The sequence below is a fragment of the Maribellus sp. YY47 genome (genome assembly GCF_023111095.1).
Taxonomy (GTDB): Bacteria; Bacteroidota; Bacteroidia; order Bacteroidales; family Prolixibacteraceae; genus Draconibacterium.
Window position 1 is genome coordinate 86,828 of the sequence record NZ_JALGYW010000004.1, and the last position, 15,074, is coordinate 101,901.

Consider the following 15,074-nt stretch of genomic DNA (forward strand, 5'->3'; position numbering starts at 1 on the left):
TACGCTTTTACGTTTCTGACAGAAACCAAAACTTTTTTAAATCAGTGATACTCTGATTTCAGGAGCGATATTGAACTGAAATTAAGAAGTCGAACTCCTGCCCGTCCGGCAGGCGGGGATCCCGATTGCTGTGCATCGGGATCTAATGGGCTGTCTTACCTGCCCTTTTTGGGGAATTGAGAAATATCATACCTTTGGGATACTCCTTCTGCTCTGCGGCGGGGCATTTCATTCAAGCCACATTAAAAACTGATCCGATGAAGATTGTACTTTTTATTCTTTCCATATGCGCGGGTATCCCAGGTATTGCACAGAATTCCATCAGCAAAAAAATAAAAACAGCGGCTGAGCAGCAAAGTGTTTACGCTTTTGAGCTTTGCAAACATCTTCATCAGAACCCGGAGTTGTCGTTTCAGGAGTTTGAAACGGCTAAACGAATGGCAGCAGAACTAGAGAGCATCGGTTTTGAAGTAACTCCCAACTTTGGAGGTAACAGTGTGGTGGGTGTTTTGAAAAACGGGGAAGGCCCAACGGTATTTTTACGTACCGATATGGACGCTTTACCCGTGAAGGAAGCAACCGGTTTCGCCTTTGCGAGTACAAAAACTGCCGATTTAAACGGAGATGAAGTTTGGGTAATGCATGCCTGCGGGCACGATATCCATATGTCGACCTGGACAGGCACCTTGCGAACGCTGGTTCAACTTAAATATGAATGGACAGGTACTTTGGTGGTTATTGCCCAGCAAGCAGAAGAGTACAGCGGTGGTGCCGGAAACGCAATTGATGCAGGGTTGTTTTCAACTTTTCCGAAACCTGATTATGCACTGGCGTATCACATCAACCCGGAGCTGGAAACCGGGCAGATTGGTTTGCGCGGCGGGCCTGTTTTTGCCGGCGTGAAAACAGTGGAAATAACGGTTTACGGAGTGGGAGGACACGGCGCTTATCCGCAAAAGTGTATCGATCCCATTGTTATCGCATCTAGAATTGTAACTGACCTGCAAACGATCGTCAGCCGCGAATTAAGCCCGACTGAACCTGCCGTGGTGACGGTTGGTTCGATTCACGGTGGAACACGGCCCAACATTATTCCGAACGAGGTGAAACTTGAACTTACCTTACGTTACTTTTCGGATGAAACCATAGCGAAAATTATTGCATCGATAAAAAGAATCAGCAATGCGGCAGCCAGCATGGCCGGAATGCCCGATGACAAGCTTCCGCTGGTACATGTGTTGCCGGTTGAAACGCCCCCGGTTATTAACAATGCGGCTTTGAGTGAAAAAGTAAAGCACTTTGCGTCGGATATGATTGGGGTCGAAAATATTGTGGAAACACAACCAGAAATGGTGGGGGAAGATTTTGGAAAATACGGGAGGACGCCTGAAAATATTCCGATTTGTTTGATATGGTTGGGAAGCACAAGTCCGGATTTGATGAAGCAACTGGAAGCCGAAGGAAAACGCCCGTCGCCTTTGCATTCGCCCACACTGGAACCCGATTACGAAAATACGATCAGAACCGGTATTGAGGTAATGACTTCGAATGTTATTGGTTTATTAAAAAGGTAGAGGCGCTTCCCGAAAGAAACGCCCCTTTGCCTTATGCTAATTGTCAGGTAGATAAGAGTGATCAAAGTCGATAAAGCCCAAATGATGTTCTGTCCCGGAAATCAGCGGCTTTACTTCTTCCCAAAGTTGAGTGCCCTCTTCCCCGAATTTTTGCCATTGTTCTTCGTTTTTGGTGTAGTAATCAACGGGGTTACTTCCCAGTTCATCAACAAAATATACAACCGACATATCGGGGGCAAGCACCGGGTAAAAGGTATAAAAGGGCTGGTTGTACCCGTGCTTTTTTCTCAATTCCACATATTTTTTGGTAGCCGCCTCAAATTCCTTGTATTTCCCGTTTTTCAGATGGAATTTCTCATAAACCCGAAACTTGGTGCCGCTCGTTTGTGTGCTTGGTTGTTCGGGCATTACTGAAAGATTGGGTTGTAACTCAAGCACCAGTGCTCCTACTTTTTGATAGGTGTTTTCAAAATTTTTGCCCAGAGCTTCCATCTTTTCTGCATTGGCTTTCCATATCTTTTGTTCAGCTTCCCGCATTTTGTCAATGTCTCCCAGGCTTTCGATGGGCGAAGAAGCCCACAGGTATCCGTCGTTGGTACGTTGGATAAGTTCACGGTAGGGATAGTCTTTTTCTCCCAGGAAAGAATGCATGGCATCGAGTGCGTTTAGCAGCAAATCCATTTGTGCCGGTTCAACACAAACCTCCCAAACAACATATCTTGGTTTGGGAGCTTCTTCTTGTGCGACGACTGATTGTATAGAGAATACAACCAACAAAATCAGTGACGTGGTAATCAATTTCTTCATTTCATTCAGTTTTAATATTACACAGTTAAAAAAGAAAGCCCTGTTGGACTCAACCGGGCTTATATACAAGTTATTAAAAATGAACGAATTCTAAAAATAAAAACACCGAAAGGTATTTTTATTCTATTTGATCTGGGTTCGATATATATTTTAGCTGCTTAAAAAAAACCGTCTTAAAAATTAAGACGGTTTTTAATATATGTTGCATTCTGACTATTTTTTTATCGCAGGAGTGGGATACGGCGGAGGCGTAAAATCTTTTATTCCTTTTTCTTCCACCATTTTCAATACTTCTTTTACAGCTCTTTCCAATTGCGGATCAATGCCTTTTTCAAGTGATTGGGCATCCTGGCGAACTGCAATGTCGGGCGCAATACCTTCGTTTTCCCCGATCCATTTGTTGTTCACAGGATCAAAGACTGCGTTTGTTGGTGCTGTCAGGTAACCTCCGTCAACCATTCTATAGTGAACGGCGGAAGAAACAAGCCCTCCCCAGGTGGTCGCTCCAATCAGTGGTCCTGCATTTTGATGGCGGAACACCCAGGGGAAAAAGTCTCCTCCCGATCCTGCTTTTTCGTTGATAAGTAGGGCTTTGGGACCTAAAATTCCTGCAGGAAGGATAAACGGTTTTCCATTGGGGGCCTCGTTGGTTACAGCTGCTCTTATGTTGCGGGTCATCAAATCCACCATGTAATCGTCGAGCAGGCCGCCGCCATTGAAACGTTCATCAATCACTGCACCCTGTTTATCCTGTTGTGCAAAGAAGTAGCGGTTAAACGAAACAAGCCCAGGAGTCCCGGTGTTTGGTACCCAAACGTAAGCCAGCTTTCCTTTCGAAAGTTCGTCTACTTTTCTGCGATTGTCTTCCACCCAGGTGCGTTGGCGCAAGGCATTTTCATTCGATATTGGTTTTACTGTTATTTTCCATGCACCTTCAAATTCCGGTTTGTCATTGATTTGTAGTACTGTTTGTGTGCCTGCAGTTCCATCAAGAAACGCATAAGGATCGTCAGTACTCTTTAGCTCTTTGCCGTTTACTCCAACCAGATAATTGCCTTCTTCTACTTTTAATCCCGGTTCTTCCAGTGGGCTCGACAATTCCGGATTCCAGTTCTCGGTAGTAAAAATCCGTTCAATCTTCCAGTATCCTTTTTCAGTTGTAAGATCAGCTCCCAATACTCCAACTGTATTCTTGTCGGTTGAGGGGTAATCGCCACCACCCACAAAACTATGACCTACCGAAAGCTCTCCGTTAACCTGGTCGAGTATATAGGTAAGATCGGCGCGATGTTTAATGTAAGGCACCAGCGGGGAATAACGGTTGTACACTTCATCCCAGTCTCTGCCATGCATATTGGATGCGTAGAAATAATCGCGTTCGTAACGCCAGGCTTCTTCAAAAATCTGATTCCATTCCTGCGAGCGGTCCAGTTTCATTTTTAGTTCCGGATCGAGCGATTTCCCATCTTTTCCGGAAGCGCCTGAGGTATCCATAATTTTCCACGAAGAACCGGCCCGTGCCAACATCTTCTTGCCATCGCTGGAAACAGAAACGCTGCTGACTCCACTTACAAATTCTTTTGCTTCTCTGTCTTTTAAGGTGAACTTTTGAAGCGTTAATCCGGATGTGTTGGGTACAGATTCTCCAATAAAAGCAGTTCCTTCGGGTCCGGTAACAATCATTCTGTAATTCCGTTTGGGCATCGGAAGGGCTATGGTTCTGCTTTCGATACCGTCAAAGTCAATTTTTATTGAATCGTTCTTTTCTTCGGATTTCTTATCCTCTTTCTTGTCCTCTTTTTTATCCTTTTCTTCTTTTTCTTCGCCTTCGCCTTTGTCATTTTTCTCTTCCTTTTTCACTTCTTCTTCGTCGCTTCTTAATTTGAAAGGCGAATCTTCTTCTTTCTGAAGATTAATCACATATACGCTGTAACTGGCATCGGCCGTCATTGCACTGGTATTAGCCCAACCCGACCCAAGTGCGAGGTCGGTACTTGCGAGAAAGTAAAAATGCTTTTTATCACGGTCCCAAGCGGGAGAGATAGCATTGGCAAAGTTGTTGGTAAGCTTGTGAATACTGTTGTCTTCGAGCGACCAAAGCGTAATTTGGCTGAAGTTATTGGAAGCGCCCTTTGCATAAGCCAGCCATTTGGAATCGGGACTCCAGGTCAAACCCATTCCTCCGCGCTCCAGGTTATTATTCCCTGTGTCAATGGTTTGAATGGTTTTCGCTTCGATATTCACTACACGGATTCGGGCTTGATCATCATTAAAAGCAATGTACTTTCCATCAGGTGACCAGGTTGGTTCCCATCCAAGTTTTGATTCGCCAATGGAAATGCTTTGGGGTTCAGATAAACCATCCTGATCGGCGATCAGTAATTCGTATCCTTTTCCGCTGCGATCGGAAAACCACGCCAGTTTAGCTCCGTCGGGCGACCACAATGGTTCGCGGTCGGCCACTCCCGAAGACTGAGTGATGTTGCGGGTATCACCATGCTCCGCAGGTATTGTAAAAATCTCACCACGCGCTTCAAATATGGCTCTCTTTCCTGTGGGGGAAATGGTTGCAGCACTAACCGAACTGCTTACGTCTTCCCACTGTGTTTCAGCCCACGGGAAATCGGCTGTAATAGAAATATTTAGTTGAGTGATTTCTTTGGTGTTCACATCCATTAACAACAGGTAGCCGTCACGTTCAAAAGTCAGGGTGTTTCCTTTTCCTGATAACCATTTTACATCCGATCCTTCAAACTGTGTTAGCTGTTCCAGTGCTTTTGTTTTTGTGTTGTATGACCAGATATTGCTTACAAAATCGCGATCGGAAAGGAAATAGATATTATCTCCGAGCCAAACCGGATGAATGTCAGTCTCTTTGTTGTTGGGTAGCAATTCTTCCGAAAAATCTTTCAGGTTCAGAATAATCAGCGGTGTGTTTTGTCCGCCTCGGTAATCACGCCATTCCACGTCCCAGCGCGAAACACGGTCGATAACGATCTTTTTGCCGTCGGCAGAGTATGAACCGTCGTTGCCAAATTGTTTGGTGAGCAGGGTAGAAGGGCCGCCGTCTTTTGATACCGTCCACAAACGACCGTAACCAACAGGTGCTGTTTCCCTTGATGAGGTATAAAGAACCTTCTCTCCATTTGGTGTCCAGCCTCTTACGTTCGCCGCGCTCGGATACCAGGTTAAACGTGTTGGTGTGCCGCCTTCCACCGGAACGGTGTAAACAGCCGTGCTTCCGGAACGGTTGGAACTGAATGCAATTGTTTTTCCGTCGGGAGAGAAATGCGGATCGCTCTCAACAGCTGCGGTACTGGTTAAGCGAAGGGTTTGTCCTCCTGTGAGATCCGAAACCCAAAGGTCGCTTCCATAAATGTAGGCAATGTGCGAATCGCTGATGGAGGGTTGACGCAGTAATTTTGTTTCCTGCGCAATTGCTGAAGTGATGGTCGCCAGCAATAAAAGAATGATAAACAGTTTCTTCATATGGTATTTTTTGTTGGAAATTCTCAGAAAGCATATATAACAGGCACTTTGTGCATCAGTTCACGTAGAAGTATAGCGAGTGACGGTTTTATCATCAGGACTTGTTTGTTAGCCAATTCTATTTGTATGATTTGCTTTATGTGTCAACGATATGACTCACAAATTACAGCAAGGTTACATAAACGAAAGAACCTCTTCCCTGCGCTTAGCAGTTTTATGCTGCTTAGCGCATAAATGAGCAATTGAATTTGGCTGGAGTATAAAAAGTATGGTCTTTCGCAGAGTATACGCTAAGCGGTTCTAACCGCTAAGCGCATTCGCCTGTTTGTTAACGATCTGCAACGGCGCTTAGCAGTTCCCAACTGCTTAGCGCATATTAAGAGAGTTCCCCACTGTTTTACCAGACAGAGAGCGGACTTGCTGTAAAGTATATGCTAAACGTATTAAGGGATGATCTGCGAATCCATTGCCACAAAGAACAGAAGATAAGTGCTAAATTACTTATCTTTAAAAGAAAAATGCATTTCGAACCCGACGCGCTTTATCATATTTGCAACCGATCTAACGATACCGTTTTTTATACCCGGGAAAACTATCTCTACTTCTTAACAAAGACCCGGAAGCTTATCTTTCCTTATTGCAATATTCTGGCATGGGTGTTAATGCCCAATCATTTTCATTTTTTGATTCAAGCAACCGATGCTAGTTGCAAAAATGCGGCAAAAGAGAATCAGATTCCTTCTCAGGTACTTTCGAAAAATTTAGGGGCTCTATTGAGCAATTATGCTCAGGCAATTAATAAACAGCAAAACAGGCGAGGAAAACTATTTTCGCACAATACCAAAGCTAAAAACCTGAATGAAGCGACATTACATGACACGTTTAACGGCTCATCTCATTCTTCCTGTCGAAAAACAGATTATGCAACCGCCTGTTTTCTTTATATTCATCAGAACCCAATAGTCGCAGGCTTGGTGCCGCGATTAGAGGATTGGGAATTCTCTTCTTTTCGCGATTATGCCGGATTGAGGGATGGCCGATTGGTACAAATGTCGCTGACAAATGAAATTATCGAACTTGATTTTGATGACTTTCTGCGTCAGTCAAATACTTTGGTTGATGAAGAGTTGTTCAGGAAATTGTATGAATAAGGTGTTGATCGCTTAGCAGTTTTATGTTGTTTCTTACCTGGCAGGGAGAAGGCTTACTTGGAAGTATACGCTAAGCGGTTCCAACCGCTAAGCGCATCGTAGCATAAACAAAAGAACCGGCCTCTGTTAAAAGACCGGTTCTCAGTTATAGTTGTTATTAATTTACGCTTAAACGTTGTAGGTAGACGAGGCTGTATCGCCGCCACGACCTGTCCAGTTGGTGTGGTAGAATTCACCCCGCGGTTTGTCGGTGCGTTCGTAAGTGTGTGCACCGAAATAGTCGCGCTGTGCCTGCAATAAGTTGGCAGGTAAACGTTCGCTGCGGAAACCATCGAAATAACACAATGCTGAAGTAAGCGCCGGAACCGGAATGCCATTTTCAAGCGCTGTGGCACAAACCCTGCGCCAGCCGGCCTGAGCTGCTTCCACTTTTTCTTTGAAGAAAGGATCGAGCAGCAGGTTCGGAAGTTCCGGGTTGTTGTCAAACGCTTTTTTGATGTCGCCCAGGAAGGCCGAACGAATGATACAGCCGCCTCTCCACATCAGCGCAATACCTCCGTAGTTCAGGTTCCATCCGTATTCTGCAGCCGCTTCCATCATCAGGTTGTAACCTTGTGCGTACGAAATGATCTTCGCACCGTATAACGCCATTTTCAGATCGTCGATCAGCTGAGCTTTGTCGCCTTTGAAGTCAGCTTCAGGACCCGAAATTACTTTCGATGCCTGTACACGAAGGTCTTTTTGTGCTGACAAACAACGCGCAAACACCGATTCGCCAATCAAAGTCAACGGAATACCCAGATCGAGTGCCGATACTCCGGTCCATTTTCCGGTACCTTTTTGTCCGGCAGTATCCAGGATGAAATCAACGGTTTCTTCGCCGTTTTCATCTTTGTATCCCAATATGTCACGTGTAATCTCGATCAGGTAACTGTCGAGCTCTTCGGTGTTCCATTTTTTGAAAACCTCGTACATTTCATCGTTGCTCATACCTAGCAATTCTTTCATCATGTGGTAGGCTTCGTTGATGATCTGCATGTCGCCGTATTCGATTCCGTTGTGCACCATTTTTACAAAGTGGCCGGCACCGCCTTCACCTACCCAGTCGCAGCAAGGTGAACCATCTTCCACTTTTGCAGCCACTGCCTGGAAAATTTCTTTTACATGGGGCCATGCAGCAGGCGATCCGCCCGGCATCATGGAAGGGCCTAACAGTGCACCTTCTTCGCCACCCGACACACCGGTTCCGATGTACAACAGACCTTTGCTTTCCACGTATTTGGTACGACGGATGGTATCAGGAAAATGTGAATTTCCACCATCAATGATAATGTCGCCCGGTTCCAGGTGAGGAATCAGCATATCGATGAAATCGTCCACAGGAGCACCGGCTTTTACCAGCATCATCACTTTACGCGGACGTTCGAGTGATGCACACAAATCTTCGATGGAATGTGTACCGATAAATTTCTTTCCGGCACCACGACCGTTCATAAAATGATCTACTTTTTCTACTGTACGGTTAAAAACGGCTACCGTAAAACCTTTGCTTTCCATGTTCAATACCAGGTTTTCGCCCATTACGGCCAACCCTATCAAACCAATGTCTGCTAATTTTTTCATATTGTATTCTATTGTAATTTATTGATACTTATCGTAATTGATTGTGACTAATTGTTTTGGAAAATAACAATCAATCACAATCAGTTTCAATCAATCTCTTGTGGTTTTAAATCCCAACAATCGTAATTTTTCCAAAGTCTTTTCCTCCATATTCTTAGCCTTCACCGTGTACGAACCAAACTCCCGACGCACGGGGTAATTGCCTCTGAGTTTTTCAAACAGATGAGGTGCGTCTTTTAACGCTTCATCATCGGTTTCAATATCGTAAGTGGAAAGAATCGCCTCTGCCAAAATTGAATATTCGCGTCGCTGATTACCGTCGATTTCAATAATGGGATGCGCAGGTTCTTCCACTCCCGAAGCTTGCCAGTCGTCGATACCCAGGTTAAAAAAGCGGCTGATTGCCTGCACGCTCATTTGAGTACCGTTGGCTTTTCCGTCTTTTGAATAACCGGCAATGTGTGGTGTCCCAAACTCGGTTTGATTGAGCAGGTCCAGGTTGATGTCGGGCTCATCTTCCCAGCAATCGGCAATGTAAGCCTGAATGTCCTGCGCCTCAAGTGCATCGTAAACAGCTTCGGTGTCAATCACCTCTCCGCGACAGGAATTAATGACCAACGGTGTTTTTCCTAAATGCTGAAAGAAGGTTTCACTACCCAAGTGATACGTTTTGTCTTGGCCGTTTAAATTGAGCGGAACATGAAAAGTGATAATATCGGCTTCCTGCTGGATCTCTTCCAGCGAAACAAACTTCTCCGGCCCCTCCATTCTTTCGCGAGGCGGATCGTTCAACAGAACTTTCATGCCCAGTATCTCGCAGGTTTTAGCCACCCTGGAGCCAACGTTTCCAACTCCCACAATTCCAATGGTCAGTCCTGCGAGGTCAATTCGTTTGCGCATCGACCAGGAAACAAGCGCCGAAGCAATATACTGATTCACACTTTCTGCGTTGCAACCCGGAGCGTTGGTCCATTGTATGCCGGCCGATCTGCAATAATCGGTATCGATATGATCGAAGCCAATGGTGGCGGTGGCGATAAATTTTACTTTCGACCCTTCGAGCAGGTCGCGGTTGCAAATCGTGCGGGTGCGGGTAATGATCGCATCAGCATCTTTTACTACTTCCGCGGTGGTTTTGTTGCCCGGCAGGTAAACGACTTCGGCATAAGGTTCCAGAGCGCCTTTTATGTACGGTATTTTATTGTCGATGATGATTTTCATTCTTTTTGATATTGGCTCTTTGTCGTTGGTTTTTTTTAGAACAGAACTGAATACTGAGACTGATTACTGCGACTTGTAATACTCCTTCACCAGTTCATCCAACACCCAACTGGTTCGCGCAGCCGATTCTCCGGTACTTGGAGATTTCCCTTTTCCCAGTAATTCTTCGGTTACCTGTTGTACTAGGTTCTGCGAAATGTGTTTTGGATTTTCAAATTCCAGTTCTTCTGTTCCGTTCGCTGTTATTACTTTCATTTTACCATGCAAAAAACAAGGCAAACAAATTTCACCTTTTTCTCCCACAAATTGGATATAATCTGCAACAGAATTTTTATCAACCACAAAACACCAGCTTCCGGTTCCGATAACGCCCGATTCGTGTTTCCATGTTCCTGAAACCGTATCTTCAGCAGGATAGAGTCCCGCTAAATTTGCAGCATTTCCCTTTACTTCGGTGATCTTCCCCAGCACAAAATCGAGGAAATCCAGCTGATGCGATGCCAAATCAAAAAAATGTCCGGCACCCGCAATCTCCGGATACACATGCCAACTCATTTCATCCGGCTTTTTCCCTCTTTCTCCGGCTTCCTTGTAGAGCTTAATGTTTACCATCAGCGGCTTTCCAATAACACCCGATTCAATCAACTCTTTTGCTTTCAGAAAGGCAGGCAGTGTTCTACGGTAGTACGCCACCCAAATGGGCATTTCGGTTTCTTTTGAAACTTTTAGCATTTCCTGACATTCAGAATAATGGCGCGCCATGGGTTTTTCCACATACACCGGTTTTCCGGCACGCATTGCTTCAATGGCATACGAAGCGTGCGAATCGGGTGGGGTAGCAATGTACACCGCATCCACGTCGGGATCGTTGATGAGCTCCGAAGCATCGGAGTACCATTTGGGAGTATGGTGGCGCCGTGCATAATCGGCAGCTTTTTCGGCATTGCGGCGCATCACGGCCACCAGCTGCGAGTTGGGCACCTTGTAAAAGGCAGGCCCGCTTTTTACTTCGGTTACATTTCCAACTCCGATAATTCCCCAGCGGATCGTATGTTGCGATTTATCTTTCAATGGGTATCCAGTGTTTTAGTTATTTATGCATCTGTGACGGATTTTAGTTTTCAGTCACAGTCTCAGTTTTCAGTATTTGTTTCGTATAATTCGCTATCTGATATCCGGTAATCAGCGTCTTGTAACCAGCCTTTGGTTTTCAATTCCCGATAATCAGTGAGCGACTTCCGGTAATCAATGACCAATTCCCGGTATTCAGTGCTTGAAAACCGGTATTCAGTGTCCAATTCCTGGTAATCAGGGACCGATTCCCAGCATCCAGCATTCAATATCTAGTACTCAAATCTATCCCTGAATGCCCACAAACCAATGGCGGGGTTGGAAATGTAAAACACTTCTTCGCCGTCGGGCATGGTATTGTAACCATCTTTCAGTTTATTCGGATCGTATTTAGCTGTCATTTCATCAAAGTCGGCCCAGTTAAAACCCACACTTTCAATTTCTTCTTTGGTCAGATTCTCCGGACCTTGCCCCGGACAATAGGTAATGCTGAAACGTCCCTCCGATGATCCGTGGATCAGGTGGGCAGCAGCACCGAGGTTATTCTGCAGGTCTTCGTTATCTTTTACCAGTTGCAGGGTGTGCGGTGTCCCGAAATACCCGTATTTGCGAATCAGTTTATCGATCTGCTTGTCTTCTCCAAATTCCTTTAACGCCGGAGCCAGTACGATCAGTTCTCCGTCATCGGCCAAGGCCATGCGGGTACGGTAAATACTTTTGTTGCCAAGCCAGGTGCTTTTGAATTCTGTAGGATCGAGCCACACCACTGCTTTTTTGATCGGTTTATCGAGCATTTCAAAATTCACTTCGAGCGAGAGTTTGGCGGCTTTGTCAAACACCTCAAAATCGTCACCGATAAACAGACCGTAGGTTTGTAGTTTGCCCTGTTTGTTCAGGCCCACCACAGTTTGCACATAAACAATCGGTAAATGATTGGAGAAATTCTCGGAAGCATAGTTAAATACTTTCCGAACAGGCGTGTCGGCACGTCCCATCATCTTTTCCATTCCGTAAGCAGCGCCAATATAGTGGCTTTTGTTGATCCCTTCGGCACCGCCTGTTCCCACAAAAATATTTTTGTTGTAGTTGGCCATTCCCACCACTTCGTGGGGTACTACCTGACCAATGGAAAGGATCAGGTCGAAATTTCCTTCCACCAGCAGCTTGTTTACCTGCGCCGGCCAGGTGTATTCCACGGCACCTTCCGACACTTCCTTGATGTATTCGGCAGGAACAGTTCCCAGCGTGATCACATCGTTGCGCCAGTCGTGGGCACGGATCAGATCGGTGGGCAATTTGCCAAACATATGGCTGATCTGCTCCATGGTCATCGGTGTGTGCGTACCCAGGGCCGGAAGCACGTCGGTCAGTTTTTCCCCGAAATACTCCCAGGCGAATTCGGTCAGATCGCCCGCTTTCGATGGCAGACGGGTATAGTCGGGCGGGATTGCCAACACCTTTTGTTTGGCACCCATTTTATCGAGGGCTTCAAATAAGCCTTTTTTCAGATCTTCCCTCAACAGCGATGTTTCGGTTGAGCCTTTTTCGTAGAATATCATTTCGTTGAAATTAAGGGCTAAAGCCCGTTTTACTAGTGTTTCACATTCCCCGGACTAAAGCCCGGGGCTAATCATATTCGTTTTCCCAAACTCCTCCCCTTTGGGGAGGTCGGGAGGGGCCTCTATCTCTTTACCCTCGCATTTCCGCCCCAGATGCTCCAAACCTGCTCTTCGTCGGCGGGTTGTGCATAGTCGGTGAGGAAGGTAGTGGCCAGTGCACCGGTTGCCCAGCCAAACTGCGCCCACTTTTCGGCTTCCCATTGTTTGAGGATTCCGTAGAGCATTCCACCTACAAAACCATCGCCGCCACCGATGCGGTCGAGTACTTTTATCGGACGGGGTTCAACCACATGCCAGTTCTCGCCTTCGAGCATAATGGCGCCCCACAGGTGCTCGTTTACGCTGATCACCTCGCGCAGGGTGGTGGCAAAAACCGATGCATTCGGAAAAGTCTCCTTCACGCGGTTGATCAAACCTTTAAAACCGTCAATCTTCGCATTCAAACCTTCGCCTCCCGCTTCCGGTCCTTCAATGCCAAAACACAACTGAAAGTCTTCTTCGTTACCGATCAGAATATCCGAAACCGAAGCGATTTCTGTGAAATCCTTGCGCAGTTGTTCTTCGCGGCCTTTCCAGAAAGACGCCCGGTGATTCAGGTCGAAAGAAATGCGGCTGCCGTGTTTTTTGGCTGCGCGGGCCACTTCGAGGCAAAACTGTGTCGTTTCGGGCGACAACGCACCGATCAATCCCGATAGGTGAACAATCTGCACGCCTTCTTCACCAAAAATACGTTCCAGGTCAAAATCTTTTGCATTCAAGGTTCTTCCCACTTCTCCGGCACGGTCGTTAAACACACGCGGACCGCGCAAACCGTAACCACTGTCGGCAATGTTGATCTGGTGACGGTAACCCCACGGGTCGCCCTGCGGAACTTCCGGACCTTCGTAATCCATGTTTCTCGACCGCAAATTGCTTTTGATGAATTGGGCAATCGGACTTCCCTTTACAAAAGTGGTGAGTACTTTCACGGGCATGCCGAGGTACGAAGCGATACTGGCTACGTTGGTTTCGGCGCTGGTAGCGAACAAGGTAAACTTGTCGCTGCTGTGAACAGGTTGCCCGTTTTCGGGAGTGATGCGCGTACCCATGCTGGTAGGCACCAACATGGCGTATTTACAGTTTTGTTTTAGTTGGATACTCATATTTTTTGTTTTATTAACCGGCCAGGCATTGCAGCCCGACCGGCTTCATAGGTTTATACTTTTTTACTTCGGAAACTCCGAAAAATTTTATTCGCTGAAAACCGCTCCGCTTCTTTTTATACCCATTTCCAAGCCGCGAAGTTCGGCCATTCCGCGTAAAAGACCAATAGCCGAGTAACCCGGATTGGTTTTTTTCTTGAGGTCGTCGAGGATGGTATGACCGTGGTCGGCACGCATCGGAATACGGTAATCGGGACGGTACACTGCCTGGCGTTTGCGCTGTTCTTTCAAAATGGCGAGCATCACGCCGTACATATCCACATCACCTTGCAGGTGGCTGGCTTCGTGAAAGCCGTTCAATTCATCGCGTTGGGTACTGCGAAGGTGGGCGAAGTTTAGTTTAGCGCCGTGGCGTTTTACCATGCCCACCAGGTCGTTGTCGGCACGCACACCGTACGAACCGGTGCACATGGTAAATCCGTTGTAAACACTGTCGTAAATATTCAAAATGAATTCCAGGTCTTTTTCGGTACTGACCACCCGTGGCAACCCAAACAACGAGAATGGCGGATCGTCGGGGTGAATAGCCAGTTTAACGCCGCTCTCTTCGGCAACCGGAGCCACTCTTTCCAAAAAATACTTCAGGTTTTCGCGGTAGGTAGTATCATCGATGTTTTTGTACTCGTCGAGTTTCGCCTGAAACTGTTCCAGCGTGTACGATTCTTCCGCTCCCGGCAACCCGGCAATAATGGTTTTTTCCAGTTCGTAACGCTGTTCACTGTTCATACTCTCGAAGCGGCGCTGTGCTTTTTTCAGCAGTTCAGCACTGTAGGCTTCTTCGGCTCCCTTTCTGCGGAGGATAAACACATCAAACGCCACAAAGTCCACCATGTCGAAACACAATGCGCGGGCACCGTCTTCCAGTTCCATGTGGAGGTTGGTGCGTGTCCAGTCAACCACCGGCATAAAATTGTAGCAAAGCACCGGTATCCCCACTTTTCCTGCGTTTCGGATACTTTCGATGTAGTTTTCGATCAGCCTGTCGCGATCGGGGCGGGCCTGTTTAATATCTTCATGAACGGGAATGCTTTCGATCACCGACCAGGTGAGTCCCCGCGGGCGGGCAGGGGTGCTGCTGTCGTCCCATTCAATAAAACGTTTTCTTTCTTCCAGCGCTTCCACGCTCCAAACTTCTCCGTTTGGAATCTCGTGCAGAGCCGTTACAATGCCTGTTGCGCCTGCCTGCCTGATGTCCTGCAAAGTTACCGGGTCAGAAGGCCCGTACCATCTCCATGTTTGTTCCAATGACATTCTTTCAATCCTTTTTTTCGATTACTATTTTTGATTTTTGGTAGATCGTTAGCGTTAACGAAGCTT

Annotated in this window: 10 protein-coding genes; 2 read left to right on the forward strand and 8 right to left on the reverse strand. The window is 46.5% G+C overall.

What is annotated here, in order from left to right; translation table 11 throughout:
- The first annotated feature begins 257 nt into the window (after positions 1-257).
- Positions 258-1,574, forward strand: coding sequence for an amidohydrolase (locus MR764_RS04425; RefSeq protein WP_247978188.1), 1,317 nt, complete (start codon positions 258-260; stop codon positions 1,572-1,574).
- 36 nt (positions 1,575-1,610) lie between these two features.
- Here the strand turns inward: MR764_RS04425 and MR764_RS04430 are convergent, their stop codons facing one another.
- Positions 1,611-2,381 carry a hypothetical protein gene (locus tag MR764_RS04430; protein ID WP_247978189.1) on the reverse strand — a complete coding sequence of 257 codons (771 nt, stop codon included), beginning with the start codon at positions 2,379-2,381 and terminating at the stop codon, positions 1,611-1,613.
- Positions 2,382-2,594: 213 nt separating this feature from the next.
- On the reverse strand, positions 2,595-5,870 hold the full coding sequence (locus MR764_RS04435; protein WP_247978190.1) for a S41 family peptidase: 3,276 nt from the start codon (positions 5,868-5,870) through the stop codon (positions 2,595-2,597).
- A gap of 683 nt (positions 5,871-6,553) precedes the next feature.
- On the opposite strand from MR764_RS04435, the gene MR764_RS04440 reads away from it, so the two are divergent.
- The gene (locus MR764_RS04440) at positions 6,554-7,021 is read left to right on the forward strand and encodes a hypothetical protein (protein ID WP_247978191.1); all 468 of its coding nucleotides are present in this window, start codon (positions 6,554-6,556) and stop codon (positions 7,019-7,021) included.
- Between the two features lie 168 nt (positions 7,022-7,189).
- Here MR764_RS04440 and gnd read toward each other — a convergent pair whose 3' ends face one another.
- From gnd to uxuA, 6 genes are all read right to left on the reverse strand, one after another.
- Complete coding sequence (gnd, locus tag MR764_RS04445; protein ID WP_247978192.1) at positions 7,190-8,644, reverse strand: decarboxylating NADP(+)-dependent phosphogluconate dehydrogenase; 1,455 nt, start codon at positions 8,642-8,644, stop codon at positions 7,190-7,192.
- A 90-nt stretch (positions 8,645-8,734) separates the two neighbouring features.
- Complete coding sequence (gene pdxB, locus MR764_RS04450) at positions 8,735-9,865, reverse strand: 4-phosphoerythronate dehydrogenase PdxB (protein WP_247978193.1); 1,131 nt, start codon at positions 9,863-9,865, stop codon at positions 8,735-8,737.
- A gap of 63 nt (positions 9,866-9,928) precedes the next feature.
- Positions 9,929-10,936, reverse strand: a complete 1,008-nt coding sequence (locus MR764_RS04455; protein ID WP_247978194.1) for a Gfo/Idh/MocA family oxidoreductase — start codon at positions 10,934-10,936, stop codon at positions 9,929-9,931.
- Positions 10,937-11,208: 272 nt separating this feature from the next.
- A complete protein-coding gene (locus MR764_RS04460) occupies positions 11,209-12,495 on the reverse strand; it encodes a lactate racemase domain-containing protein (protein WP_247978195.1) in 1,287 nt (428 codons plus the stop codon).
- A 122-nt stretch (positions 12,496-12,617) separates the two neighbouring features.
- Positions 12,618-13,697: a sugar kinase gene (locus tag MR764_RS04465; protein ID WP_119439985.1), complete on the reverse strand. Its 1,080-nt coding sequence runs from the start codon at positions 13,695-13,697 to the stop codon at positions 12,618-12,620.
- Positions 13,698-13,784: 87 nt separating this feature from the next.
- Positions 13,785-15,008, reverse strand: coding sequence for a mannonate dehydratase (gene uxuA / locus MR764_RS04470; protein ID WP_247978196.1), 1,224 nt, complete (start codon positions 15,006-15,008; stop codon positions 13,785-13,787).
- Positions 15,009-15,074: the final 66 nt, after the last annotated feature.